This window comes from Burkholderia sp. GbtcB21, assembly GCF_019091065.1.
Taxonomy (GTDB): domain Bacteria; phylum Pseudomonadota; class Gammaproteobacteria; order Burkholderiales; family Burkholderiaceae; genus Burkholderia; species Burkholderia pyrrocinia_C.
On record NZ_JAGXKA010000012.1, the window covers coordinates 70,520 to 96,157 of the forward strand.

Here is a 25,638-nt window from a genome sequence, read left to right on the forward strand (position 1 = left end):
CGTCGTGAATACGGAAATCGATGCCACCCGTCCCGCGCTCGGTGCCGCCGGCCTGCTGGGCCGCCTGCGTGCGCTGCTGCGCATGGGGCCGGCCGGCGGCCGCGTCGGCACGCTGAGCCGGCTCGCGATCGACGGCTTGCCCGACGCATGGACGCAACTGGAAGCGGGCGGCCTGTACGCGATCTACGCGGCCGGCGGCACGCCGGCGTGCGACGCACTCGTGTGGGAGAGCGCGCGGCAGGCGCGCACGCGCGACGTCACGGTCGTGCTCGCACGCGACGCGGCGCGCGTCGTCGAGCAAATGGAGGCGCGCGGCTTTGCGGGCGGCGCGCAGCCGGCCGGCTGGCCGCGCAACCTGAGCGTGCTGGCGATGCCGGCGGCGGCCGAGCCGGCCGATGGAGAAGGCGCCGGCGCCGCACCGCGCCGCGCGGCGCCGGGCCCGTTCGCGCGGTTGACCGGCGGCTTGCGCGCGATGAAGCGCTACGGTTTTCGCGCGCGTTCGCTGTATTTCGTCGAAGGCGCGCAGCGCTGGTTCAGCTGGGACGATCCGGTCGCGCTCGCCGACGAAGCGCACGCGCTCGCCGACTGGTGCCGCACCCACCGCATCGCCCTCGTGCTGCTGCTCGATCCCGAAGCGGCGCGTTCTGGCACCGACGTGAGCACCGACGATCCGCCGCTCGTGCGCGGTGCGGATCGCGCGCCGCGCAGCGGTTTCCACGGCGTCTTCTCGGGCGTCGCGCAGATGCAGCGCACGCACGGCGAACTGCTGTGGATCGTCGATTTCTGGCGCGCGGGCGACACGCTCGCGGCCGGCGAGGTGCGGCCGCTGCGCTTTGCGCCGAGCGGCCGGCTGTCGGCGAGCATCGATGCCGGCGCGACCGAGCCGGCGCGCCGGATGAAGCTCGCGATCGACGAAGATCGCGTCGTCGTCAGCCGCGCGGTGCTCGACGGCGTGAACCGCGCGCCCGGCGACTGGGAAATCGTCGACGACAACGCGGCCGTCGTCGCGGCCTGTGCGAAGGCCCAGGCCGCGACCGCGGTGCTCGTGTTCCGCTCGCATGCGCAGCTCGAAGCGTTGTGCGCGGACGTGCACGCGCTGCGTCGGCAGTGCGGCGGCGCGCTGAAGATCGCGGTCGTCGAGCGTGGCGGCGAGGTGCTGCGCCAGCAGTTCGAGATGCTGCTGCTGAGCGTCGGCGCGAACCGCGTCGTCGCGCGCGACCTGCCGGTGTCGCGGATGCAGGCCGCCGTGCACGCGCTGCGCGGCCAGCTCTATGCGCGGCCCGTCGCGGCGGACTATCGCGCGGCGCTCGCGGCCGCGCTCGGCGATTCGGTGCTCGGCTATCTGCCGGTCGGCGCGTTCTGCCTGCGGATTCGCGCGGTGCTCGATCGCGGCGCCGTGCTCGCGCTGCCGCACACGCTCGCGAAGATCGCGCTGCTGCCGGGCGTGTCGCACGTCGACGCGCTGCGGCACTGCCGGCCGCGCCGCGCGGGCGACGTCGTGACGGCCGATCCCGGGCACCTGTACATGTTCCTGTTCGCGTGCGAGCCGGTCGATGCCGACGACGCGCTCGCGCGGATCTTCGACGTGCCGGTCGACACGCTGTCCGATCGCGTCGTGTGCCTCGGGCGGGGCAGCATCGACACGGAGCTCGATGCGCTGAAGGCCGAGAACCGGCGCGCACCGATCGCCGACTACAGCGACTTGTTCGCGGCCACGCAGCCGGCCGGTGCTGCGCGCACATCGGCTGCGCGCGCCGATTTCGGCGCGGCGTCGCCTGACGCGACCGAGGTGAGCGATGCGATCGATGCAATCGATGCAATCGTCTCGCTCGAGGCGATCGATGCGATGCCTGCGCTCGCGCACCTTGCCGCCGACGCACCGGCCCCGCTTCCCGCCATTCCCGCCGCGCCTGCGCGCAGTGCCATTCGCAGCGCGATGCCGCTGCGCAAGCCGGAGGGCGCATGATCGCCGAACTCGTCATCGGATTCATCGTCGGCATCGTGATCGCGGTGCCCGTCTGGATCGTTGCGCAGCACCTCGGCATCGGCCGCGGTTTTCAGGCGCCGCGCGGGATCGACCGGCGCGACGCGGTGCCGTGCGAACTCGTGCCGGTCGCGCTGCGCGGCCGGTTGCTGCCCGATGCCGAACCCGGCGCCGATCACGACGGCGAGGCGACGCGATGAAGACGATCGCCATTACATCGACGACGGGCGGCGCGGGCCGCACGACGCTCGCGGCCGCGCTCGCGGTGCTGCTCGCGCGCCGCGGCCGGCAGGTCGTCGCCGTCGAGTTCGATGCGCAGAACCTGATGGGCGCGACGCTCGGCCTCGACTCGCTGGCCGAGTACGGCCTCGCGCAGAGCGTGCTCGGCGGCGCCGAGCCGTGGCACGCGCATACGTGGCGCAATGCCGACGGCGTGCTGTTCGTGCCGTACGGGCAGGTCGACGCGGCCGGCGCAGCCGCGTGCGATGCGCGGCTCGCGGCCGACCCGGCATGGCTGTCGCGCGCGCTCGACGAGATCGCGCTGCCGGCCGACGGCGTCGTGCTGGTCGACACCGCGCGTTATCCGTCGCCGCAGGCCGAGCAGGCGATTCGCCGCGCGGACCTGACGCTCGTCGTCGTGCCGCCCGAACCGACCGCCTGCGCGACGGCAGCCGCGCGGCTCGGTGCGCTGCGTGCCGGCGGCGGCGAACTGCAGATCGTCGTGAACCGGCTGAATCCGGCACGCGACATGCAGCGCGACGCGATCGCGATGCTGCGCGCGATCGCGGGGCCGGCATCGATGCTCGAACAGCGGATCCACGTCGACGCGGCCGTGCCCGAAGCGCTCGCGCGCGGCAGCTGGATCTTCGACGACGCGCCGTATTCGCAGGCGGCGCACGACCTGAACGGCATCGCGAACTGGGTCGATGCGTGGCTGGCGGCGGCAGTCGCCGGTCGCACCGGAGCGGCGCGATGAAGGCCGCCTTCGCGCCGCGGCTGCGCGCGTTCGGCCGCCGCGCGACCGACTGGTTCGCGCGCGGCATCGGATTGCCGGCGGAGCGCACGCTGCTCGACTGGGTCGTGCGGCTGTTCTTTCACGCGCCGCCGCCGGGCCGGCCCGATCCCGTGCGCCGTCGGGCGCGCGCCGCGTTCCTGCGGCTCGCGCACGACTGGGGCGTGCTGCAGCCGCTCAGTCCGCGCGAATGGCTGTGGCGCTCGATCGTGCGCGCGCCGCGCGCGGCCGACGGCCGGCCCGCGCGCGATCCGCTCGCGTGGTTCGACACCTTCGTCGTGCCGGTCTATGTGGCCGGGCGCGCGGTCGGCCGTCGCATCGACGCGATGCTCGAACGCCTGCCGTGGGCGCGCTGGGGCGGCTGGCTCGATGCGCGCGCGAACGGCGTCGGCCGGCGCCGCTGGCTCGCGCCGCTGCTGCTCGTGGCCGGCGCGCTGCTGTGGGCCGCGGCCGGGATGTCGCCGCTGATGCCCGGCGCGCAGTTCGCGTTCTTCGCGATCGTCGCGGTGCTGGCGCTCGCGCTGCGCCGCCTGCCGGGCCACCTGCCGACGCTCGCGCTCGCGTCGCTCGCGCTGCTCGCGGCGGTGCGCTACGTGTGGTGGCGCACGACGCAGACGCTCGACTTCCGCAGCCCGGTCGAAGCGGTCGCCGGCTACCTGCTGTACGGCGCCGAAGCCTATACGTGGATGATCCTGCTGCTCGGTTTCGTGCAGACCGCGTGGCCGCTCGACCGGCCGATCGTGCCGCTGCCCGACGACCCCGACACCTGGCCGACCGTCGACATCTACATCCCGACCTACAACGAGCCGCTGTCGGTCGTGAAACCGACGGTATTCGCCGCGCAGAGCATCGACTGGCCGACGGCGAAGCTGCGCGTCTACCTGCTCGACGACGGCCGGCGCCCCGAGTTCGCGGCGTTCGCGGCCGAGGCCGGCATCGACTACCTGACGCGCGACGACAACCTCCACGCGAAGGCCGGCAACATCAACCGCGCGCTGCCGAAGACGCACGGCGAATACATCGCGATCTTCGACTGCGATCACGTGCCGACGCGCTCGTTCCTGCAGACGACGATGGGCGTGTTCCTGCGCGACCCGAAGTGCGCGCTCGTGCAGACGCCGCACCATTTCTTCTCGCCCGATCCGTTCGAGCGCAATCTCGGCACGTTCCGCGAGATCCCGAACGAGGGCAACCTGTTCTACGGCCTCGTGCAGTCGGGCAACGACCTGTGGAACGCGACGTTCTTCTGCGGATCGTGCGCGGTGCTCAAGCGCAGCGCGCTGGAAGAGGTCGGCGGCGTCGCGGTGGAAACCGTGACCGAGGATGCGCATACGGCGCTCAAGCTGCACCGGCGCGGCTATACGTCGGCGTACCTGCCGACCGTGCAGGCGGCCGGCCTCGCGACCGAAAGCCTCGCGGGCCACGTGAAGCAGCGCACGCGCTGGGCGCGCGGGATGGCGCAGATCTTCCGCATCGACAATCCGTTCCTCGGGCGCGGGCTCGGCTTCATCCAGCGGATCTGCTACGGCAACGCGATGCTGCACTTCTTCTACGGGATTCCGCGGCTGGTGTTCCTGACGATCCCGCTCGCGTACCTGTTCTTCCACCTGTACTTCATCAACGCATCGTCGCTCGCGCTCGCGAGCTACGTGATCCCGTATCTCGTGCTCGCGAACGTCGCGAACTCGCGGATGCAGGGGCGCTACCGCCATTCGTTCTGGGCCGAGGTCTACGAATCGGTGCTCGCGTGGTACATCGCGCTGCCGACCACCGTCGCGTTCTTCAGCCCGAAGCACGGCAAGTTCAACGTGACCGACAAGGGCGGCAAGATCGACGAAGGTTATGTCGACTGGTCGACGTCGAAACCGTATCTCGTGCTGTTCGCGCTGAACGTGCTCGCGATCGTCGCCGGCCTGTGGCGGCTGGTCGCCGACCAGGGCGACGAGGCGTCGACGATCCTGATCACGCTCGGCTGGACCGTGTACAACCTCGCGATGCTCGGCGCGGCGCTGGCCGTCGCGCGCGAGACCAAGCAGGTGCGCGTCACGCACCGGATCGCGATGCGCGTGCCGGCCATGCTGCTGCTCGCCGACGGAACGACCGCCGCATGCTTCACGAGCGACTACTCGACCGGCGGCCTCGGCCTCGAAGCGGTGCCGGGGCTGCCGCTCGCCGTCGGCGACACGCTGACGGTGTGCGTGACGCGCGGCGACCGGCCATTCCCGTTCCCGGTGCGCGTGAGCCGCGTGACGCCGACCCACGTCGGCGTGAGTTTCGAAGCGCTGACGCTCGAACAGGAGCGCCAGCTCGTGCAATGCACGTTCGGCCGCGCGGATGCGTGGCTCGACTGGCACGAAGGCACGCGCGTCGACACGCCGCTCGGCGGGCTGAAGGAAGTGCTGCGCATCGGCGTGGACGGTTATGTACGGATGTGGAAGGGTGCGGCGCGCGGCCTGCAGGCCATGCTGGCGCCGAAACTCGATCGGGCGCGCGACTGACGCGCGCTCATCATGGAGTGGGTTAGATGACGTTCTGGAATCTGTATTTCATCCTGAAGTTCGCGCTGTTCGCGACCGGGCACCTGCAGCCGCTGTGGCTCGCGAACCTCGCGTTCGCGGTGGCGCTCGCGGCGAGCGCGCCGGTGCGGCGGCGTGCATGGCGCATCGCCCGGCAGCTCGTGGCGATCGCGATCGCGGTGCCGCTGCTCGCGCGCGAGATGCATGCGCCGCCGCTTGCACGTCTCGCCGAAGCCGCGCGCGAAGTGAGCACGTTCCGCGTCGACTACTGGATGGAACTGCTGCCGCGCCTGCTGCCGCCCGCGCTCGTGCTGACGGTGGTCGGCGCGCTGATCGTCTATTTCATCGTCAACCGCTGGCTGCGCGTCGCGACGTTCGTGCTGGCCGTGCTGATCGTGATGCCGCTGTGGCAAGCGGGCAGCGGCCTGATGGCGCGCGTGGTCGCGCCGGCCGCGCAGCAGGCGAACGCGCAGGGCACGACGACGATGGGGCGCGCCGACCAGCCCGAGGACCACAACGCCGCGCTCGCGACGTTCCGTGCACAGGAGTCGCAGCGGCAGGTCGCGTTCGGCCATCTCGGCAACGATCCGGCCGCGCAGTTCGACGTGATCGTGCTGCACGTCTGCTCGCTGTCGTGGGACGATCTCGATGCGGCGAAGGTGCGCAATCACCCGATGCTGAGCCACTTCGACTACCTGTTCTCGAACTTCAGCACCGCCGCGAGCTACAGCGGCCCGGCGGCGATCCGCGTGCTGCGTGCGAGCTGCGGGCAGGAGGCGCACGCGGACCTGTACAAGCCCGCGCCGCAGCAGTGCCAGCTGTTCGCGCAACTCGCGGGCGCCGATTACACGGTGCAGTCGCTGCTGAACCACGACGGCCACTTCGACAACTTCCTGCAGGTGATCCACGACAACATCGGCGCGGCCGACGCGCCGATGGTCTCGAACGCGGCCGCGCCCGTCGCGATGCACGCGTTCGACGGCTCGGCGATCAAGGACGACTATGGAACGCTCGCGAACTGGTACGCGCAGCGCGGGTCGGTGCAGGGGCCCGTCGCGCTGTACTACAACACGATCAGCCTGCACGACGGCAACCGCGTGGTCGGCAGTTCGCTGACGAGCATCGACTCGTATCCGCAGCGCGCGACGAAGCTGATGAGCGATTTCGACCGTCTTGCCGACCTGATCGCGCAATCGGGCCGCCGCGCGGTGATCGTGTTCGTGCCCGAGCACGGCGCTGCGTTGCGCGGCGACAAGAACCAGGTCGCGGGCCTGCGCGAGATCCCGACGCCGCGCATCGTGCACGGGCCGGTCGGCGTGCGGCTCGTCGGCTTTGCCGGCAACCACGGTGCGACGACCGTGATCGAGCAGCCGACCAGCTTCCTCGCGCTCGCGCAACTGCTGTCGAACCTCGTGTCGAACAGCCCGTTCAAGCCGGGCGCGACGCTCGCGCAATATGCGGCGGACCTGCCGCGCACGCGGATGGTCGGCGAGAACGAGGGCACGGTGACGATGCAGACGGCCGCGGGTTACGCGGTGAAAACTCCGGACGGCGTATGGATCGACGAACAGTAATCCTTCCCGGCGACGGCGACGACGATCGCCTGTCGCAGCCGAACGACGTGCTCGGCCTCGCGCGGCATCTGCCCGCGCTCGATCCTGAACGTTACGTCGACGAGCAGGCGCGCCGCGCGTTCGTCGAGTCGCTCGAGCGCTGGCCGACGCTCGCGAAACTGATGGGATTGAAGCAGTAAACAAACGACGGCCGGCATGCGTGCCGGCCGTCGCCTGCTTGCGAGCAAATCTGCCTATTCTGCCGGTCGCGCCCTGCGTTCCGGCTGGCGCGTCCATTCGTCTTCCTCGCCCGGCACCTTGCCGAAGGTCTGCGCGGCCCACGCTGCGCGCGCCGCGTCGATCTTCGCGCGCTCGCTCGATACAAAATTCCATTCGATGAAACGCTCGCCCGGCAGGTGTGCGCCGCCGAGCAGCATCACGCGCGCGTCGTTCGCGCTGGCGAGCGCCACGGTCGCGCCCGGTTCGAGCACGGCCATCGTCGCGGGGGCGAGCGGCGTGCCGTCGATGGTGAGGTCGCCGTCGACGAGATACACGCCGCGCTCGTCGTGCTCCGCATCGAGCGCGAGCCGGCCGCCCGCCGCGAATTCCGCATACGCATAGAGCGTCGGCGAGAACACGGCGACCGGCGACGTAAGCCCGAACGCGGTGCCCGCGATCACGCGCACGCTCGCGCCGTCGCGCGCGAACGACGGCAGCGTGTCGGCCGGATGATGGACGAATGCGGGCGCGGTGTCCTCGTGCTCGACCGGCAGCGCGACCCAGGTCTGGATTCCGTGGACCGGCTGCTCGCGCGGGCGGTCCTCGTCGGGCGAGCGCTCCGAATGCACGATGCCGCGGCCGGCCGTCATCCAGTTCACGTCGCCCGGCACGATCTTCTGCCGGAAGCCGAGGCTGTCGTGATGCATCAGCGAGCCGTCGAACAGGTAGGTGACGGTCGCGAGCCCGATGTGCGGATGCGGCAGCACGTCGATGCCGCGGCCGGCCGGCAGCACGGCCGGGCCCATCTCGTCGAAGAAGATGAACGGGCCGACGAGGCGCGCGGCGCGCGCGGGCAGCACGCGGCGCACGACGAGGTTGCCGATGTCGCTTTCGCGCGGCGTGAGCAGGGTCTTGATCGATGCGGACATGGTGGGGAGTTCGTGTTCGGTGCGGTAGGCGGTCAGGCGATCGCCGTGTCGATCGTGATCGGATGCGTGAGGATCTTGTGCACCGGGCACGCGTTCGCGATCTGCAGCAGGCGCTCGCGCTGCTCGCCGGACAGGTCGCCTTCGAGCGTGATGCGGCGCACGATCGTGCTGCCCGCGCTGCCCGATTCGTGCGCGAGCTTCACGTGTACTTCGGCGAGCGGCCAGCCCTTGCGTTGCGCATACATCTTCAGCGTGATCGCGGTGCAGGCGCCGAGGCTCGACAGCAGCAGCGCGACGGGCGTCGGCGCCGCATCGCCGCCGCCGAGCGGCGCCGGTTCGTCGGCACGCCACTGGTGGACGCCATCGCTGAAGTGGACGAGATAATCGACCGAGCCGATGCTCGCTTCGACGGACAGTTCGCTCATTGCAGTTCCATGGGGGAGAAGGGGGAGGGCCGGCGGCCTGGCCGGACGTTACGGTTCGAGCAGCCGCTGCAGCCGCAGTTCCTCGAAATCGAGCTCCGATTCGATCCGGTGCAGCACCGTGTCGTCGACCTTGCCGTCGCGATGCAGGTCGAGCAGCGCCTGGCGCGACACGCCGACGAGTTCGAGCTCGACGCGCAGCATCCGCGCGCGCATGTCGGCCGGCTCGGCGCCATGCCGATGCGCGCGTTCGTTGAACATGACGCGGTTGCGGTATTCGGCGAGCAGGCGGTCGAGCGAAGGGCGCTCGAGGTTCGACCCGCGCTGCTCCAGCGCGTCGAGTTCGGCGAGCGCCGCGCCGAACGTATGCGCGCGCACCGCGTGCTCGGACATCGTGTGCCGCGCGACGGGCCGCAGCTTCAGCACGCGGATCAGCGGCGCGAGCGTGCCGCCTTGCACGACGAGCGTCGCGATGATCAGCAGGAACGTGCTGAACAGGATCAGGTCGCGGCCGGGAAAGTTGCTCGGCAGCGCGATCGCGGCCGCGAGGCTCACGACGCCGCGCATGCCCGACCAGCCGAGCACGACGGCCTCGCGCCACGACCACCGCGCATGGCCCGCGCGCGGTGCGCGCAGGCGGTCCGGCAGCCACATCGCGACGAACACCCACACGACGCGCGCACCGATCGCGGCGGCGGTGGCGGGCAGCGCGACGCGCAGGCCGGCCATCAGCACCGCGCCTTCGTGGTTCACGCGCGCGAGGATCGCGTGCAGCGCGAGACCGATCAGGATGAACACGAGCGCATCGAGCACGAACACGATCGCTTCCCAAGTCGCTTTCGCCTTGATCCGCAGGTCGGCGTCGAACACGCGATGCTGGCGCACGCCGAGCACGAGGCCGCAAGTCACCACCGACAGCACGCCCGAGCCGTCGACCGCTTCCGCGATGCCGTAGCTGCCCCACGCCATCGCGAAGGTCACGACGATGCCGAGCATCGGGTCGCGCAGGCGCGGCAGCACCCAGCACATCGCGTGGCCGCACGCGAGGCCGACCGCGATGCCGATCAGCGTGAGCGAGAAGAACAGGCCGGTGGCGCTCGCGGCCGTGATCGACACGGCGAGCGCGGCCGACACGGCCATCTGGTACAGCAGCAGGCCCGACGCATCGTTGACGAGGCTTTCGCCTTCGAGCACCGCGACGAGCCGCGCGGGCAGCGGGTAGCGCTGCAGGATCGCCTTCGCGGCCACCGCGTCGGGCGGCGACACGATCGCGCCGAGCGTGAAGCACGCGGCCCACGGCAGCGCCGGGTTCGCGGCACGCACGGCCACGGCCACCGCGACGGTCGTGAACGCTACCGCACCGAGCGCGAGCGACGCGATCGATGCGAGCTCCTGCCTGAATTCCTTCCACGCGGTGTAGAACCCGCTCGACATCAGCAGCGGCGGCAGTACGGCCGCGAGCAGCAGCGCCGGGTCCATGTCGGGCACGCGCTTGCCGGCGATCGCCACCGCGCAGCCGCCGAGCAGCAGCACGACGGCCGGCGGAATCGAGATTCGTTCGGCGAGCCACGTGAGCGCGCCCGCGCCGCAGATCAACAGCAGCAGGTAGTGGAACAGCTCGACGTTGGTCATGCGCGGCCTGCGGCGACGGCGTGCATCACGACGGCTTGCGGTCGTTCGCGGTGCCGCCCGGCAGCGCGCCGAACATGTGCTGGCTGCATTGCGCGTCGCGCCACGCGGTATTCAGCCGGTGTCCGGAAAGCATCCGGCGCGCGACGGGCAGGATCTGTTCGCCGGCCAGCATGCCGAGCAGGCCGGTGAGCGCGATGATCGGCGGCGCCGGCGAATTCACGCCGAGCGCGCCGTAGATGACACCGGCGAGAATGCCGGCGAGCAGCGACAGGAAATACGGTTTCATGATGAGCATCTCGTGATGGCCGACGGGCGGCGCAGCGCACGCCGTCAAGATTTCGAAAGGGTATCGGGTTTGCGTGAAGAAAAAAAGGGCGAGCCGCCCCGAACGGGCATCGATTCCGGAATCGGATCGATTCCGTTTCTTGGGTGTTCGCGCCGCGCGTTTGCAGATTAAATACTGCGAGCCGGATGACGATCCCGATCCGGCGCAATTCACACGCGGCGCCTCCCGTTCCGACGGTCGAGGCAGGCCCTCCTTTTTCCGTTTACAGGACGACACACGTCATGAGCAACCCGAAGCTTGAAGTACTGACTCCGCAGAACAGCCAGCTGATCTTCATCGACCAGCAGCCGCAGATGGCGTTCGGCGTGCAGTCGATCGATCGTCAGGCGCTGAAGAACAACGTCGTCGGGCTCGCGAAGGCCGCGAAGGTGTTCAACATCCCGACCACGATCACGACGGTGGAATCCGACAGCTTCTCGGGCCACACCTATCCCGAGCTGCTCGACGTGTTCCCGAACCAGAAGACGCTCGAACGCACGTCGATGAACTCGTGGGACGACCAGAAGGTGCGCGACGCACTTGCCGCGAACGGCCGCAAGAAGGTGGTCGTGTCGGGTCTGTGGACGGAAGTCTGCAACACGACGTTCGCGCTGTGCGCGATGCTCGAAGGCGACTACGAAATCTACATGGTCGCCGACGCATCGGGCGGCACGTCGCAGGCTGCGCACGACTTCGCGATGCAGCGGATGGTGCAGGCGGGCGTGGTGCCGGTCACGTGGCAGCAGGTGCTGCTCGAGTGGCAGCGCGACTGGGCGCGCCGCGAGAGCTACGACGCGGTGATGGCGATCGCGAAGGAGCATTCGGGCGCGTACGGGATGGGCGTCGATTACGCGTACACGATGGTCCACAAGGCGGCAGAGCGTACGCTGACGCCGCACGAGTCGATCCCGCCCGTGCCGGCGAAGTAACGGGCCGCCTGCCGCGATCGTCGCGATGGGCGCGGCGATTGCCTGCCGTCGGCCGCCGCGCGTTCAGGCCACGGGCAGCGCCCACGGCGCGTGCGAGAAGTGTTCGGCGAGGAACTCGAGCAGCACCGTCACGCGCGCGGCGCGCAGCATGCCGGGCGGCGTGACGAGGTTGACGTTGATGTCGGCGATCTTCCAGTCGCCCATTACTTCCTCGAGCTCGCCGCGCTGCATCTCTTCCCATACCAGGAACTCGGGCTGCAGCGCGAGGCCGTGGCCGGCGACGAGCGCGGGGACGATCACGTCCGCGTTGTTGGTGCGGATGCGGCCGTGCACGGACATGCCGACCTCCTCGCCCGATGCCGGGTGACGAAAGCGCCAGTGCTCGGGCGTCGGCAGGTTCGTATAGGTGAGGCACACGTGCTGTTCGAGGTCGCGCGGGTGCGTGGGGCGGCCGCGCCGGTCGAGATACGCGGGCGCCGCGACGAGCGGCCGGCGCACCGCGCAGAGCCGGCGCGAGCGCAGCGACGAATCGCTGAGCTCCGCGATGCGGACCGCGACGTCGAAGCCGCCGGACACGATGTCGACGATGTGATCGGTGAGCACGAGGTCGATGTCGACGCGCGGATAGCGCTCGAGAAACGCGGGCAGCACCGGCGACAGATGGCGCACCCCGAACGACATCGGCGCATTCACGCGCACGAGACCGTGCGGTTCGAGTGCGTGCGCGGACGCTTCGCTTTCGATCAGCTCCGCATCGGCGAGCAGGCGGATCGCGCGGTCGCGCAGCAGCTCGCCGGTCGGCGTGAGCGACAGCTTGCGCGACGTGCGGTACAGCAGCATCGCGCCGAGACGCTTTTCGAGGCGCGCGATCGCCTTCGACACGGTCGGTTGCGACACGCCGAGCAGGTCGGCGGCCTTCGCGAACGAGCCGGTTTCCGCGACACGGGCAAAGATGGCCCAGGCTTCGAGATCAGGAAGGTGTTGCATGGTCGGAACGGGTGGCAGGGAAGCGAAACCGATTCGGCGGCAGCGGATCGTGCCGCCGATGCGATGCACCGCGAAGGCGGGCGCGCCATGCAGGTGATTCTAATCCGGCCAGGGAGAAAAATCGTTATGGAATCTTATCTACTTTCGTTGGGCGCCGGCGTGTTGATCGGCGTCGTGTACAGCGTGATCAAGGTGCGCTCGCCGGCACCGCCGCTGATCGCGCTGGTCGGCCTCGCCGGCATGCTGATCGGCGCAGGCAGCATCGCGCCGGTCCGTCACTGGCTCGGCTTCTGACCGCATCGAGGACACACCATGAGCGCAATCGATACTCAACCCGATCTCATCCTGCACAACGGGCGCATCACGACGCTCGATCGTGCGAACCCCGTCGCCACCGCCGTCGCGATCAAGGACGGCCGCTTCGTCGCGGTCGGCGGCAATGCGGAGATCGTGCCGCTCGCGGGCCGCGCGACGAAGGTCGTCGATCTCGACGGCCGCGCCGTGCTGCCGGGCCTGATCGACAACCATACGCACGTGATTCGCGGCGGTTTGAACTACAACATGGAGCTGCGCTGGGACGGCGTACGTTCGCTCGCGGTCGCGATGGAGATGCTCAGGCGGCAGGTCGCGATCACGCCCGCGCCGCAATGGGTGCGCGTGGTCGGCGGCTTCACCGAGCACCAGTTCGCCGAGAAGCGCCTGCCGACGATCGACGAGCTCAACGCCGCCGCGCCCGACACGCCGGTGTTCATCCTGCACCTGTACGACCGCGCACTGCTGAACGCGGCTGCGCTGCGCGTGGTCGGCTACACGAAGGACACGCCCGAGCCGCCGGGCGGCACGATCCTGCGCGACGCCGCGGGCAACCCGACCGGGCTGCTGCTCGCGAACCCGAACGCGACGATCCTCTACGCGACGCTCGCGAAGGGGCCGAAGCTGCCGTTCGAATACCAGTACAACTCGACGCGCCACTTCATGCGCGAACTGAACCGTCTCGGCGTGACGGGCGTGATCGATGCGGGCGGCGGTTCGCAGAATTATCCCGACGATTACGAAGTGATCCGCAAGCTGCACGACGCGGGCGAGATGACGATCCGGATCGCGTACAACCTGTTCACGCAGAAGCCGAACGCGGAGAAGGAAGACTTCGTGAACTGGACCAGGAGCGTCAAGTATCACGACGGCACCGACTATTTCCGCAACAACGGTGCCGGCGAGATGCTGGTGTTCTCGGCAGCGGATTTCGAGGACTTCCGCGTTGCACGCCCGGACCTGCCGGCGCAGATGGAAGACGATCTCGAAGGCGTCGTGCGCGTGCTCGCACAGAATCGCTGGCCGTGGCGCATGCATGCCACGTACGACGAAACGATCAGCCGCGCGCTCGACGTGTTCGAAAAGGTGAACCGCGAAATTCCGCTCGACGGGTTGAACTGGTTCTTCGATCATGCGGAGACGATCTCCGAAAAATCGATGGATCGTATTGCGGCGCTGGGCGGCGGTGTTGCGGTGCAGCACCGGATGGCGTACCAGGGGGAATATTTCGTCGAGCGCTACGGTGCACAGGCGGCCGAGGCGACGCCGCCCGTCGCGAAGATGCTCGACAAGGGGCTCAAGGTGTCGGCCGGCACCGACGCAACGCGTGTCGCGTCGTACAACCCGTGGGTGTCGCTCGCATGGCTCGTGACGGGCAAGACGGTCGGCGGGCTGCGCATGTATCCGCAGCGCAACCTGCTCGATCGCGAGACCGCGCTGCGGATGTGGACCGAATACGTGACCTGGTTCTCGAACGAGGAAGGGAAGAAAGGGCGTGTAGCGGTCGGGCAGCTTGCCGACCTGATGGTCCCGGATCGCGATTTCTTCACATGTGCGGAGGACGATATCGTGGATACGACCGCATTGCTGACGGTGGTCGGCGGCAAGATCGTGTGGGGCGCGGGGCCGTTCGCGTCGCACGACGCGCCGATTCCGCCAGCGATGCCGGACTGGTCGCCGGTGCGCGAGTACGGCGGCTACGGCGGCTGGGGCGCGACACAGCGCAACGGCGCACCGCTGCAGCGTGCGGCGGCCGCCGCGATGTGCGGCTGCTCGAGCGCGTGCAACGTGCACGCCCATGCACATGCGAGCGCGTGGGGCAGCGCATTGCCGACGTCGGATGCGAAGGGCTTCTGGGGCGCGTTCGGTTGTTCGTGCTGGGCGGTCTGACATGGCGGCCCCGACCAATTCAGGCGGTTTCGGCAACCCGGCGTGGGTTCGCGCGCTGCTGGCGCAGCCGTGGGTCCTGCCGCTCGTGCGCCTCGCGCTGGTGTCTGCGTACCTGATCGGCGGCGTCGCGAAGGCGCTGGATTTCGGCGGCGAGGTCGCCGAGCAGGCGCATTTCGGCCTGCATCCGGCCGCGCTCTGGGCGGCGCTCGCGATCGCGGTCGAGATTGCCGGCTCGCTGTGCGTGGTGTTGAACCGCTTCACGTGGCTCGGCGCCGGCGCCCTCGGCATGCTGACGCTTGTCGCGATGGCGGTGGCGAACGATTTCTGGAACCGCACGGGCGCCGATCATTTCATGGCGCTCAACAGCTTTTTCGAGCATCTCGGGCTGATCGCCGCACTCGTGCTCGCGACGCTGCTCGCCGATGCGAAGCACACGGCCGGCGACGGCCGTACCACTCGATGACGATGAAACAACAAGGAAATCCTGTGATGAAAACGATTCGTTCCGCCTTGCTCGCGCTTGCGATCGCTGCCGGCCTCGTCGCGGCGCCGGCGGCGTACGCGAAGCCGCCCGTGCCGCCGGCGGCCACGCCGACGCTCGCCGTCGGGCCGCAATACGACACGACGCACGTATACGTCGCCCCCGAGGATTTCGATCGCTTCACCGACAGCTTCGTCGCGACGTTCGGCGGCAGCAAGTCGAAGCAGGGCGTGTTCCAGGTCACGCCGACCCCGAGCCAGACGATGTCGCAACTCGTTTTCACGCCGGCGGGCACGATCTCCGTGTTCGGCTTCAAGACGCCCGTGCCCTGGCCGTTCGGCGCGGAGCGCACGGGTTATCTCGTCACCGACATGGACGCGGCGATGAAGGTGGCGCGCGAGCATGGCGCGGAAGTGATCGTCGACACGTTCCCCGATCCGATCGGCCGCGATGCGGTGATCGCGTGGACGGGCGGCGTGAAGATGCAGCTGTACTGGCACACGCAGGCGCCGAACTACGCGGCGCTGCAGACGATCCCCGAGAACCGCGTGTATGTGTCGCCGCAGAGCGTGCGCAAGTTCGTCCATGATTTCGTCAAGTTCTCGAACGGCAAGGTGGTGTCCGACAACCTCAAGGCGCCCGGCATCGAGATCGGCCGGCCGAACGACACCTATCGCCGCATTCGCATCACGTCGGGCTTCGGCAAGATGACCGTACTCGTGACGGACGGCCAACTGCCTTACCCGTACGGGCACGAGACGACCGGCTACGAAGTGCCGGATCTGGCAGCGACGCTGAAGCAGGCGCAGGCCGCGGGCGTGAACGTGCTCGTGCCGTCGTATACGGCGGACGGGCGCGATGCGGCGCTCGTGCAGTTCCCGGGCGGCTACGTCGCCGAGATCCACGCGAGCGCGGCGCGATGAAGCACGAAGACACGATCCTTTCCGCGGTGGCCGGCTTCGTCGATACGCTGAGCTTCGTCGCGCTGTTCGGACTGTTCACCGCGCACGTGACGGGCAACTTCGTGCTGATCGGCGCGGGCGTCGCGGGGTTCGGGCAGGGCATCCTGCTGAAGCTCAGCGTGTTTCCTGCGTTCGTGTGCGGCGTCGTCGCGAGCAGCCTGATCGCGCGCGCGCTTTCCGCGCGGCCCGCATGGCAGGGCGCGCGAGCCCTGCATACGGTGCAGGCCGTACTGCTGCTCGGCTTCTGCGCGGCCGGCGTGTGGGCGACGCCCGTGACGCAATCCGACAGCCTGCCGGTGCTGGTGGCCGGTTTCGTCGGCACGTTCGCGATGGGCGTGCAGAACGCGCATCCGCGCGTGATCGCGCGCGCCGGCGTGCCGAACACGGTGATGACCGGCAACGTCACGCAGGCGATCCTCGATGTCGTCGACCTGCTGTCCGCCGGCACGGCCGACAGCGTGCGCACGACGGCACGCGCGCGCTTCGCGAAGATGCTGCCGGCGATCGTCGCGTTCGCGCTCGGCGCGATATGCGGCGCGCTGGGCTTTCGCCATATCGGGTTCTGGGCGCTGCTTGTGCCCGCCGGCACGCTCGCGGTGCTGGCGGCATGCGCGGGGGTGTCCGCCCGTGCCGGCACGCAGGAGCATGCATGATCGTGCAGCGTGGAGGGACGCGTCGCGGCGGCGGCGGGCGAGCGGCCCGGATTGACGCAGGCGGTCGCGAACGGATGGCCGCGACAAGCGGGCAGCGTGCCGCGACGACCCGAGGCAGTCGCTTCGACCGGGTTGCCCGCGCGTCGGTTGTCGCGGGGCTGCTGTTCGCCGGTGCCGACGCGGCGATCGCGGAAGCTGCACCGACATCGACACCGACACCGACATCGACATCGACATCGACGTCGGCCGGCGGCACCGCATCGACGTGCACGGCCAAGCGGCCGACCGTGCTGTTCAACCGCTGGCAGGAAGACTGGTCGGTGCTCGCGAATCCATGCGTGCCGCGCGTGCCGCTCGACGGGTTGAAATACATCCCGCTCGGCAACGATCCGTCATCCTATCTTTCGCTCGGCGTGAACCTGCGCGAGCGTCTGGAAACCAACGACGCGCCGTTGTTCGGAATCGGCTCCGCGCAATCGGACACGTACCTGATCCAGCGCGTCGAAGTGCATGCCGATGCGCATATCGGCCAGCACTGGCAGTTCTTCGTGCAGTTGCAGGACGACCGTGCGTTCGGCAAGAACACGATCTCGCCGGTCGACAGGAACCCGCTCGATCTCGAACAGGCATTCGCGACCTACACGGGCGCGCTCGGCGGCGGCACGTTCAAGTTCCGCGTCGGCCGCCAGGAGATGGCGTTCGACTTGCAGCGTTTCATCGCCGCGCGCGACGGCCCGAACGTGCGGCAGGCGTTCGATGCGGTGTGGGCCGACTACGAATATCAAAAGTGGCGCTTCATCGCGTATGCGACGCAGCCCGTGCAGAACCGCACCGTGTCCGCGTTCGACGACGTGTCGAACCGCAACCTCACGTTCAGCGGCGTGCGCTTCGAACGGCAGTCGGTCGGGCCCGGCGACCTGTCGGGCTACTGGTCGCGCTACAACCGCAGCAATGCGCGCTTTCTCGATGCGAGCGGCGCCGAGCGCCGCGACGTGTGGGACCTGCGCTACACGGGCACGCAGGGGCGCTTCGACTGGGATCTCGAAACGATGCTGCAGACGGGGACGGTCGGCAGCAGCTCGATCCGCGCGTGGGCGCTCGGCTCGATCGCCGGCTACCGGCTCGATGCACCGTGGTCGCCGCGCGTCGCGCTGCAGGTCGACGCGGCGTCGGGCGACCGGCATCCGCACGACGGCCGCATCGGCACCTTCAATCCGCTGTTTCCGAACGGCTATTACTTCACGCTCGCGGGCTTCACCGGTTACTCGAACCTGATCCACGTGAAGCCGTCGGTGACGCTGAAGCCGTCGCCGAATCTGGCGCTGCTCGGCGCGCTCGGTTTCCAGTGGCGCGAGACGACCGGCGACGCCGTCTACCAGCAGGGCAACGCCGTGGTGCCGGGCACGGCCGGCAAGGGCGGGTTGTGGACGGGGATGTACGTGCAGCTGCGGGCGGACTGGACGATCGCCGCGAACCTGATCGGCGCGGTCGAGGCCGTGCATTTCCAGGTCGGCGATGCGATCCGGCAGGCGGGCGGGCACAACGCCGACTATGTCGGCGTCGAGCTCAAGTACGGCTGGTGACGAAGGGGCGCGACAACAGCGCGCATTCGTGAAAAAGGGCGGCCGCGAGGCCGCCCTTCGTTCGTCCGGACCGGCAGCGCCGCCGGCCCGTTCGTCGCGATGCCGTTACAGGTTCGGCGACAGCGTGAGCGCGTTCGTCAGGTCGCCCATCGGCTGCGCGCCGTTGGCCTTCAGCGCGTCGTCGCGCTGTTGCAGGCCCGCGAGGCGCGGCAGCGAGTAGCGGCGCGTGATGAAGCGCAGGATCGAGCCCGTGTCGTACTGCGTGTGGTCGACGAAGCCCTTCTTCGCATACGGCGACACGATCAGCGCCGGAATGCGCGTGCCCGGCCCCCAGCGGTCGGCGTTCGGCGGCGCGGCGTGATCCCAGAAGCCGCCGTTTTCGTCGTACGTGACGACCACGACCATGTTCTTCCACTGCGGGCTCGCCTGCAGGTGCGCGATCACGTCGGCGATGTGCTGGTCGCCCGACGTGACGTCCGTGTAGCCCGGGTGCTCGTTCAGGTTGCCCTGCGGCTTGTAGAACGTCACCGCCGGCAGCGTGCCCGCGTCGATCGCCTTGATGAACTCGGCGCCGTTCGCGCCGCCGTCGAGCAGGTGCTGCGCGCGGTTCGCGGTGCCCGGCGCCTGGTTCGCGAAGTAGTTGAACGGCTGGTGGTGCGGCTGGAAGTTCGGCGTCGACAGGTCGGCACCGTAGATCACGTTCGACGTGCCGTTCTGGCTCGCCTGCAGCGCCTGGCCCCACGCGCCGCTATACCATGCCCACGACACGTTCGCATTGGTCAGCAGGTCGCCGATGTTGGTGGCCGTTTGCGGCGGCATCGTCGACGCGTTGGCCGGGTCGGCGAGCAGCGGGTCGCCGCCCGTGGCCGCCTTGTTGCCGCTCGGCTGATACGGCGGCTGCATCGTGTTGACCGCGAAGAAGTCGGGCGTGATCGCGCCGTCGTTGACGAATTTCGGCGGGCCGCTCAGCGCGGACACGGGCGAATTCGCGGCGACCTTCAGCGACTTGCCGTCCGCGTTCAGCACGGCGATCTTGCCGGCCGCGGGGCTCGTGTTCGCGTTCGCGTAGAACGGCGCGCACGCGCAGATCAGGTACTGGTGGTTCAGGAACGAGCCGCCGAACGCGCCCATGAAGAAGTTGTCGGCGAGCACGTACTGCTGCGCGATCTTCCACAGCGGCAGCTTCGACGGGTCCGGCGTGTAGTGGCCCATCGTCAGGCCGCCGGCATCGGTCCACGCGGCGTACATGTCGTTCTTGCCGCCGTTGATCTGCATCTGGTCCTGGTAGAAGCGGTGCACGATGTCGCGCGTCGCGATGCTCATCGGCTGGTTGAAGCCGTTCGGATCGTCGATCGCGAACGGCGCGTTCGGCAGGTTCGCCGTCATCGCCTCGGTGACTGCCGGCGTGATGCCGGTCGCGGTCAGGCCGCCCCAGACCTTCGGCAGCGTCGCCATCGTCGAGCCGTCGCGATCCTTCTGCACCGAATTAGCGGCCGTCGCGTTCTGCAGGCCGTTCGCGCCCGGGAAGTTGCCGTACAGGTTGTCGAAGCTGCGGTTTTCCGCGTAGATCACGACAACGTTCTTGACGGCCGACAGGCCCTGTTGCGTGACGTCGTCGCCGCCGCAGGCGGTCAGGCTGAGCGCGGCCGCGAGGGCGATCGGCGTATAGCGAATCCAGGCGTGCTTCTTCATGCGATGTTCTCTCTTTCGTCGTTGGTCGCGTGTGGGAACCGGGTTGGCGCAGGGCCGGCGCGACAGGCGCTGGGCGCCGACCGGCTGCGCGCATTATCTGGAACCCGTTTGACAGGCGGGTGTAGGGGCGCTTTCAATTGACTGTCGGCGGAACGTCACGCGATGGTCACGGAACTGACATAAGCTCCGGCCGATTGCCCACCGCTACCAAATAGAACGACGATGCCCACCACCCCGAAATCCCTTGCGTCCGCGCGATCGTTGATCCATGCCGCGGCGGCCCTGGCGTTGGCTGCCGGGCTCGCGGCACTGGCCGGTTGCGATGCGCGGCCCGGCGCGAATTCGCCGGCCGCGCCCGCGGTCGCACCGGCCAGCCAGCCGCAGACGCGTGCGCAGGTGTTCGAGGGCGTGAAGCAGATGACGGCGCTCGGCAAGCAACTGTTCTCCGATCCGTCGCTGTCGGGCTCCGGCAAGCTCGCGTGCGCGACGTGCCACAGCGCCGAACATGCGTTCGGGCCGCCGAACGCGCTGTCGGTGCAGCTCGGCGGCGACGACATGCATCGCATCGGGTTCCGCGCGGCGCCGTCGCTGAAGTACTTGCGCGGCATCCCGCCGTTCAGCGAGCACTTCCACGATTCGCCCGACGAGGGCGACGAAAGCATCGACGCGGGCCCGACCGGCGGGCTGACCTGGGACGGCCGCGTCGACACGCGCGACGCGCAGGCGCGCATTCCGCTGCTGTCGCCGTTCGAGATGAGCAGCTCGCCGGCGCGGGTCGCGCAGGCGGTGCGCGCGGCGCCGTATGCGGACGCGTTCCGCAACGCATTCGGCGAGCGGGTGCTCGGCGACGATCAGGCCGCCTTCGACGCGGTGTTGCGTGCGCTCGATGCGTTCCAGCAGCAGCCGGCGCTGTTCGATCCGTACACGAGCAAGTACGACGCGTACCTGGCCGGCCGCGCGCAGCTCACGCCCGCCGAGCTGCACGGTCTGCAACTGTTCAACGACGAGAAGAAGGGCAATTGCGCGAGCTGCCACATCAGCCAGCGCACGCTCGAAGGCGGCCCGCCGCAATTCAGCGATTTCGGGCTGATCGCGATCGCGGTGCCGCGCAACCGCGCGCTGCCCGTCAACCGCGACCCGCGCTTTCACGATCTCGGCGCGTGCGGCCCCGAGCGCACCGACCTGAAGGGCCGCGACGAATTCTGCGGGCTGTTCCGCACGCCGTCGCTGCGCAACGTCGCGCTGCGCAAGACGTTCTTCCACAACGGCGTGTATCACTCGCTCGAGGACGTGATGCGCTTCTACGTCGAGCGCGACATTCATCCGGAGAAGTTCTACCCGGTCGTGCACGGCAAGGTGCAGATCTACGACGACCTGCCGAAGCGCTACTGGCCGAACATCAACCGCGAACCGCCGTTCGACCGCAAGCGCGGCGAGCAGCCGGCGCTGAACGCGGCCGAGATCAAGGACGTGATCGCGTTCCTGGGCACGCTGACTGACGGATATCAACCCGGGTCGACGCAGGCGGCCCGCTAAAAGTGCTGCACGCGGCACGCATGCTATGCTCGCTCGCTGACGGGCGTGGCGCGTGCCGGTTCGCCGGCATGCACCGCGCCGTTCGATCGAACATCCAAGGAGAACAACATGTCGATGCGTGCATCCCTTTCCGTCGTCACGCGTGTGCTGGCCGGCGCCGCGTGCGTTGCCGCGATGCTGCCCGCCCACGCGCAGAACAACCTGAACTTTCTGACCAACACGCCGCTCAGCTATTTCAGCAAGGCCGACACGGCGTCGCTGTCGAAGGCCGCCGAGAAGGTGCGCGACGAAGGCAAGGACGGCGAGACCACGACCTGGCAGAACAGCGGCAACCGTACGCAGATCGAGGCGAAGCTCACGCCGACCACGACCGAGACGGACGGCAAGACCTGCCGCGAAATCACCACCGACATCACCGCGAAGGGCCAGGCGATGACGCTCAAGCCCGTCTACTGCAAGACGGCCGCGGGCAAGTGGCAGTTGCAGAAGCACTGAGCGCGCGTGTGATGAAGCGGGGCGGCGCGCCGCGCGCGGTGTCGTGCGGCGTCGTGATCCTCGATGCGGCCGGCCGCGTGTTCCTCGCGCACGCGACGGATACCACGCACTGGGACATCCCGAAGGGGCAGGGCGAACCCGGCGAGACGCCGGCCGACGCGGCGCTGCGCGAACTGCTCGAGGAAACCGGCATCGAGTTCGCGCCGGCCCGGCTGCTCGATCTCGGCCGCTTCGCGTACCGGCACGACAAGGACCTGCACCTGTTCGCGGTGCAGGTGGCGGACGGCGAGATCGATCCCGCGCTGTGCACGTGCACGTCGCTGTTCCCGAGCCGTCGCGACGGCTCGATGATTCCCGAGATGGATGCGTATCGCTGGACCGCGCCGGGCGATATCGACGCGTATGCGAGCCGCAGCCTCGCGCACTTGTTCCGCACGAAGCTGTCGCTGGCGGAGCTGCATCGGCGGCTGTCGGGCGCGTGAATGAACGCCGTGGCTTCCGCCGCCGCATTGCCTGGCTTCGCTTCGTTGCATGCAATAAAAAAACCGGCCCTCGAGCCGGTTTTTTCATGGTCGCGCGACGTCGGCCCGAGGCCGCGCGCCGCACGCGGAGCAGGCCGTCAGGCCGGCTTGCCCCAGCTGTCGCGCAGCCCGACGATCCGGTTGAACACGGGCTTGCCCGGCTTCGAATCGACGCGGTCGGCAACGAAGTAGCCGTGCCGCTCGAACTGCAGGCGCGTTTCCGGCGCGATGTCGCTGTTGCCCGGCTCGACGTACGCCTGCACGATCTTCTTCGAATCGGGGTTCAGCGCTTCGAGGAAGTTCGCGCCGCCCGCGTCCGGATGCGGCTCCTTGAACAGGCGGTCGTAGATCCGCACTTCGGCCGGCTGCGCATGCTTCGCGCTGACCCAGTGGATGTTGCCCTTGACCTTGTACGTGTTCGCGCCTTCGGTGCCCGACTTGCTGTCCGGGAAGTAGTTGCAGTGCACGGCCGTCACGTTGCCGTCGGCATCCTTGTCGAAGCCCGTGCATTCGATCACGTAGCCGTAGCGCAGGCGCACCTTGTTGCCCGGGAACAGGCGGAAATAGCCCTTCGGCGGGTTCTCGACGAAATCCTCGCGCTCGATCCACAGCTCGCGCGAGATCGGGAACGTGCGCACGCCGCGCTCCGGATGGTGCGGATGCACGGGCGCCGTGCACGCTTCTTCCTGGCCTTCCGGATAGTTGTCGATCACGAGCTTCAGCGGATCGAGCACCGCGACCGTGCGCGCGGCCTTGTCGTCGAGGTCGTCGCGCAGCGCGCCTTCGAAGATGCTCATGTCGATCCACGAATCGATCTTCGTCACGCCGATCCGCTCGCAGAACAGGTGGATGCTTTCCGGCGTGAAGCCGCGGCGGCGCACGCCGACGATCGTCGGCATCCGCGGGTCGTCCCAGCCGTCGACGTGGCCTTCGGTGACGAGCTGCAGCAGCTTGCGCTTGCTGGTGATCGCGTACGTGAGGTTCAGTCGCGAGAACTCGATCTGTTGCGGCAGCGGGCGCGTGAACACGCCGGCTTCCGCGAGTTCGTTCAGCACCCAGTCGTACAGCGGGCGGTGATCCTCGAACTCGAGCGTGCACAGCGAATGCGTGATGCCTTCGAGCGCATCCGAGATGCAGTGCGTGTAGTCGTACATCGGATACACGCACCATGCGTCGCCGGTGCGGTAGTGGTGCGCGTAGCGGATCCGGTAGATCACCGGGTCGCGCATGTTCATGTTCGGCGAAGCCATGTCGATCTTCGCGCGCAGCACGTGCTCGCCTTCCTTGAACTCGCCGGCCTTCATGCGGCGGAACAGGTCGAGGTTCTCGTCGGGCGTGCGGTCGCGGAACGGCGACGGCTTGCCGCCTTCCGTCAGCGAGCCGCGGTTCGCGCGCATTTCGTCGGCGCTCTGGCTGTCGACGTAGGCCTTGCCGCGCTTGATCAGCAGCTCGGCGAATTCGTACAGCTTGTCGTAGTAGTCGCTCGCGAAATACTGGTGATCGACCGCGTCCTTGCGCCAGTCGAAACCGAGCCAGCGCACCGCGTCGACGATCGAGTCGACGTACTCGACGCTTTCCTTTTCCGGGTTCGTGTCGTCGAAGCGCAGGTGGCACACGCCGCCGTAGTCGCGTGCGACGCTGAAGTTCAGGCAGATGCTCTTCGCGTGGCCGATGTGAAGATAACCGTTCGGCTCGGGCGGGAAGCGCGTTTCGACGCGGCCGCCCCATTTGCCGGTGCGGTTGTCGTCGTCGATGATGTTGCGGATGAAGTTGGAAGCCGCGGGGGCGTCGTTGCGTTCGGTGCTCATGCGGTTGGCGTCAGGTTGTGTCGGCGCGTCGCGCCGGTTTAATCCTGTAATTCTACCTGACCGGGGTCCGTCCCGCGCGGCTTGCGGGTGAGGACCGTTGTGTTCGCGATGCGTGCCGCAATATCTCGATAGTGTGTCGGCTGTAACACGACGTAAATCGGATTGCTCGCGCCGTTCGGGTTTTCCTATGATGGCTTCACCGATTCAATGCCGCCATTCGCGTAATTGCGTGGCGGGAGGAAGCCAATAATCATGATGAAGAAGACCACTTTTCTGGTTCGTACCGCGGTGATTGTCGCGGCACTGTCGCAACTCGGCGCATGCGCGATGACGCATACGCAACGCAATGCCGGTATCGGCGCGGCCGCGGGCGGCGCGCTCGGCTACCTGATCACGGGCGGCCCGGTCGGCACGGTTGCCGGCGCGGCGGCAGGCGGCCTGGTCGGCGCCGGCGTACGCTGATCGAAGCCGGCGCGCCTGAGCGCCGGCCGGTCGTGACGCCGTCCCGAGCGCGTCACGACCCGCTGCACATCCTTCCGGTTTTTTTGACAGGCAGCATCAGGGAGAGGAGGGTGTGCGACACTTCGTCGACTTCACAAAACCACACCATTCGTCGACGAATCCTTTCATGAGCGACCCCCTCGTTTTCGTCCTGCCGGGCTACGCCAATTCGGGCCCGCTTCACTGGCAAAGCCGCTGGGAGCGCGCCGATGCGCGCTTCTCGCGCGTCGCGATGCCCGACTGGGACCGCGCGTTCCGCAACGGCTGGTGTCTCGCGCTCGATCGCGCGGTCGAAGCCGCGCGCGGGCCGGTGCTGATCGCCGGCCACAGCCTCGGCACGCTGACCGTCGCGTGGTGGGCGACACGCTATGCGCGCCCGGCGGCGCTCGCGAAAGTGCGCGGCGCGCTGCTCGTCGCGCTGCCCGATCCCGCCGGGCCGGCGTTTCCGGCCGACGCGCACGGCTTCGGGCCGGTGCCGCACGAGCGGCTGCCGTTTCCGACCTGCGTGGTCGCGAGCAGCGACGATCCGTACGGCTCGCTCGCGTTCGCGCGCGGCTGCGCGCATGCGTGGGGCAGTGAATTCCGCGACATCGGCCCGCGCGGCCACATCAACGCGGACAGCGGGCTCGGCGACTGGCCGGCCGCGCGCGGCTGGCTGGACGCGCTCGCGCGGTAGTCGCCGCCGCGCGAGCCGTT

The 25,638-nt window shown here is 68.8% G+C and carries 25 protein-coding genes; 18 read left to right on the plus strand and 7 right to left on the minus strand.

Translation table 11 applies throughout. The features are described from left to right. Nucleotides 1-4: 4 nt before the first annotated feature. Genes bcsE through KVT39_RS24555 form a run of 6 tightly spaced genes read left to right on the plus strand, consistent with a single transcriptional unit; the run spans nucleotide 5 to nucleotide 7,265 of the window. Nucleotides 5-1,966 (plus strand): cellulose biosynthesis protein BcsE, encoded by a 1,962-nt coding sequence (gene bcsE, locus KVT39_RS24530; RefSeq protein WP_217590402.1) that lies wholly within the window; start codon nucleotides 5-7, stop codon nucleotides 1,964-1,966. Next, complete coding sequence (locus tag KVT39_RS24535; protein WP_131947664.1) at nucleotides 1,963-2,184, plus strand: hypothetical protein; 222 nt, start codon at nucleotides 1,963-1,965, stop codon at nucleotides 2,182-2,184. The genes bcsE and KVT39_RS24535 overlap by 4 nt, the downstream gene beginning before the upstream one ends. After that, nucleotides 2,181-2,960: a cellulose biosynthesis protein BcsQ gene (bcsQ, locus tag KVT39_RS24540; RefSeq protein ID WP_217590403.1), complete on the plus strand. Its 780-nt coding sequence runs from the start codon at nucleotides 2,181-2,183 to the stop codon at nucleotides 2,958-2,960. The genes KVT39_RS24535 and bcsQ overlap by 4 nt, the downstream gene beginning before the upstream one ends. Then, nucleotides 2,957-5,494, plus strand: coding sequence for a UDP-forming cellulose synthase catalytic subunit (gene bcsA / locus KVT39_RS24545; RefSeq protein WP_217590404.1), 2,538 nt, complete (start codon nucleotides 2,957-2,959; stop codon nucleotides 5,492-5,494). The genes bcsQ and bcsA overlap by 4 nt, the downstream gene beginning before the upstream one ends. A 26-nt stretch (nucleotides 5,495-5,520) precedes the next feature. Then, complete coding sequence (gene bcsG / locus KVT39_RS24550; protein ID WP_217590405.1) at nucleotides 5,521-7,086, plus strand: cellulose biosynthesis protein BcsG; 1,566 nt, start codon at nucleotides 5,521-5,523, stop codon at nucleotides 7,084-7,086. After that, nucleotides 7,068-7,265, plus strand: a complete 198-nt coding sequence (locus KVT39_RS24555; RefSeq protein ID WP_034183340.1) for a hypothetical protein — start codon at nucleotides 7,068-7,070, stop codon at nucleotides 7,263-7,265. Before bcsG ends, KVT39_RS24555 begins: the two co-directional genes overlap by 19 nt. A 54-nt stretch (nucleotides 7,266-7,319) precedes the next feature. Here KVT39_RS24555 and KVT39_RS24560 read toward each other — a convergent pair whose 3' ends face one another. Genes KVT39_RS24560 through KVT39_RS24575 form a run of 4 tightly spaced genes read right to left on the minus strand, consistent with a single transcriptional unit; the run spans nucleotide 7,320 to nucleotide 10,553 of the window. Further along, nucleotides 7,320-8,213: a pirin family protein gene (locus KVT39_RS24560; protein ID WP_217590406.1), complete on the minus strand. Its 894-nt coding sequence runs from the start codon at nucleotides 8,211-8,213 to the stop codon at nucleotides 7,320-7,322. Between the two features lie 32 nt (nucleotides 8,214-8,245). Continuing rightward, complete coding sequence (locus tag KVT39_RS24565) at nucleotides 8,246-8,638, minus strand: OsmC family protein (RefSeq protein ID WP_034183342.1); 393 nt, start codon at nucleotides 8,636-8,638, stop codon at nucleotides 8,246-8,248. 48 nt (nucleotides 8,639-8,686) lie between these two features. Then, complete coding sequence (locus KVT39_RS24570) at nucleotides 8,687-10,267, minus strand: sodium:proton antiporter (RefSeq protein ID WP_034183343.1); 1,581 nt, start codon at nucleotides 10,265-10,267, stop codon at nucleotides 8,687-8,689. A 25-nt stretch (nucleotides 10,268-10,292) separates the two neighbouring features. Then, nucleotides 10,293-10,553: a XapX domain-containing protein gene (locus KVT39_RS24575; protein WP_217590407.1), complete on the minus strand. Its 261-nt coding sequence runs from the start codon at nucleotides 10,551-10,553 to the stop codon at nucleotides 10,293-10,295. Nucleotides 10,554-10,834: 281 nt separating this feature from the next. Here KVT39_RS24575 and KVT39_RS24580 point away from each other — a divergent pair, with 281 nt between their 5' ends. Then, a complete protein-coding gene (locus KVT39_RS24580) occupies nucleotides 10,835-11,521 on the plus strand; it encodes a hydrolase (RefSeq protein WP_034183344.1) in 687 nt (228 codons plus the stop codon). 63 nt (nucleotides 11,522-11,584) lie between these two features. Here the strand turns inward: KVT39_RS24580 and KVT39_RS24585 are convergent, their stop codons facing one another. Beyond that, nucleotides 11,585-12,508: a LysR family transcriptional regulator gene (locus KVT39_RS24585; RefSeq protein ID WP_034183345.1), complete on the minus strand. Its 924-nt coding sequence runs from the start codon at nucleotides 12,506-12,508 to the stop codon at nucleotides 11,585-11,587. A 126-nt stretch (nucleotides 12,509-12,634) separates the two neighbouring features. Here KVT39_RS24585 and KVT39_RS24590 point away from each other — a divergent pair, with 126 nt between their 5' ends. The 6 genes from KVT39_RS24590 to KVT39_RS24615 all read left to right on the plus strand — a co-directional run bounded on the left by KVT39_RS24590 (nucleotide 12,635) and on the right by KVT39_RS24615 (nucleotide 18,389). Then, nucleotides 12,635-12,802, plus strand: coding sequence for a DUF1427 family protein (locus KVT39_RS24590; protein WP_034183346.1), 168 nt, complete (start codon nucleotides 12,635-12,637; stop codon nucleotides 12,800-12,802). A gap of 18 nt (nucleotides 12,803-12,820) precedes the next feature. After that, the gene (locus KVT39_RS24595; RefSeq protein ID WP_217590408.1) at nucleotides 12,821-14,710 is read left to right on the plus strand and encodes an amidohydrolase; all 1,890 of its coding nucleotides are present in this window, start codon (nucleotides 12,821-12,823) and stop codon (nucleotides 14,708-14,710) included. A 1-nt stretch (nucleotide 14,711) separates the two neighbouring features. Further along, on the plus strand, nucleotides 14,712-15,173 hold the full coding sequence (locus tag KVT39_RS24600; RefSeq protein WP_217590409.1) for a DoxX family protein: 462 nt from the start codon (nucleotides 14,712-14,714) through the stop codon (nucleotides 15,171-15,173). 26 nt (nucleotides 15,174-15,199) lie between these two features. Next, nucleotides 15,200-16,114 carry a glyoxalase gene (locus KVT39_RS24605; protein ID WP_034183349.1) on the plus strand — a complete coding sequence of 305 codons (915 nt, stop codon included), beginning with the start codon at nucleotides 15,200-15,202 and terminating at the stop codon, nucleotides 16,112-16,114. Next, nucleotides 16,111-16,806, plus strand: a complete 696-nt coding sequence (locus KVT39_RS24610; protein WP_105390672.1) for a YoaK family protein — start codon at nucleotides 16,111-16,113, stop codon at nucleotides 16,804-16,806. Before KVT39_RS24605 ends, KVT39_RS24610 begins: the two co-directional genes overlap by 4 nt. 74 nt (nucleotides 16,807-16,880) lie before the next feature. Beyond that, a complete protein-coding gene (locus KVT39_RS24615; RefSeq protein ID WP_217590410.1) occupies nucleotides 16,881-18,389 on the plus strand; it encodes an alginate export family protein in 1,509 nt (502 codons plus the stop codon). A gap of 105 nt (nucleotides 18,390-18,494) precedes the next feature. Here the strand turns inward: KVT39_RS24615 and KVT39_RS24620 are convergent, their stop codons facing one another. Next, on the minus strand, nucleotides 18,495-20,081 hold the full coding sequence (locus tag KVT39_RS24620) for an acid phosphatase (protein ID WP_217590411.1): 1,587 nt from the start codon (nucleotides 20,079-20,081) through the stop codon (nucleotides 18,495-18,497). 222 nt (nucleotides 20,082-20,303) lie between these two features. Between KVT39_RS24620 and KVT39_RS24625 the strand changes: the two genes are divergently transcribed. The 3 genes from KVT39_RS24625 (at nucleotide 20,304) to KVT39_RS24635 (ending at nucleotide 22,594) form a co-directional block, all read left to right on the plus strand. After that, nucleotides 20,304-21,617, plus strand: a complete 1,314-nt coding sequence (locus KVT39_RS24625) for a cytochrome-c peroxidase (RefSeq protein ID WP_217590412.1) — start codon at nucleotides 20,304-20,306, stop codon at nucleotides 21,615-21,617. 108 nt (nucleotides 21,618-21,725) lie between these two features. Beyond that, nucleotides 21,726-22,112 carry a hypothetical protein gene (locus KVT39_RS24630; protein ID WP_034183354.1) on the plus strand — a complete coding sequence of 129 codons (387 nt, stop codon included), beginning with the start codon at nucleotides 21,726-21,728 and terminating at the stop codon, nucleotides 22,110-22,112. Nucleotides 22,113-22,123: 11 nt separating this feature from the next. After that, entirely contained in the window at nucleotides 22,124-22,594 is a 471-nt protein-coding gene (locus KVT39_RS24635) for an NUDIX hydrolase (protein ID WP_217590465.1), read from the plus strand. A gap of 137 nt (nucleotides 22,595-22,731) precedes the next feature. Here the strand turns inward: KVT39_RS24635 and KVT39_RS24640 are convergent, their stop codons facing one another. After that, nucleotides 22,732-24,441 (minus strand): glutamine--tRNA ligase/YqeY domain fusion protein, encoded by a 1,710-nt coding sequence (locus tag KVT39_RS24640; RefSeq protein WP_034183356.1) that lies wholly within the window; start codon nucleotides 24,439-24,441, stop codon nucleotides 22,732-22,734. A 252-nt stretch (nucleotides 24,442-24,693) separates the two neighbouring features. On the opposite strand from KVT39_RS24640, the gene KVT39_RS24645 reads away from it, so the two are divergent. Further along, complete coding sequence (locus KVT39_RS24645) at nucleotides 24,694-24,903, plus strand: ornithine acetyltransferase (RefSeq protein ID WP_006497729.1); 210 nt, start codon at nucleotides 24,694-24,696, stop codon at nucleotides 24,901-24,903. Between the two features lie 166 nt (nucleotides 24,904-25,069). Then, nucleotides 25,070-25,618 carry an alpha/beta hydrolase gene (locus KVT39_RS24650; protein WP_217590413.1) on the plus strand — a complete coding sequence of 183 codons (549 nt, stop codon included), beginning with the start codon at nucleotides 25,070-25,072 and terminating at the stop codon, nucleotides 25,616-25,618. Nucleotides 25,619-25,638: the final 20 nt, after the last annotated feature.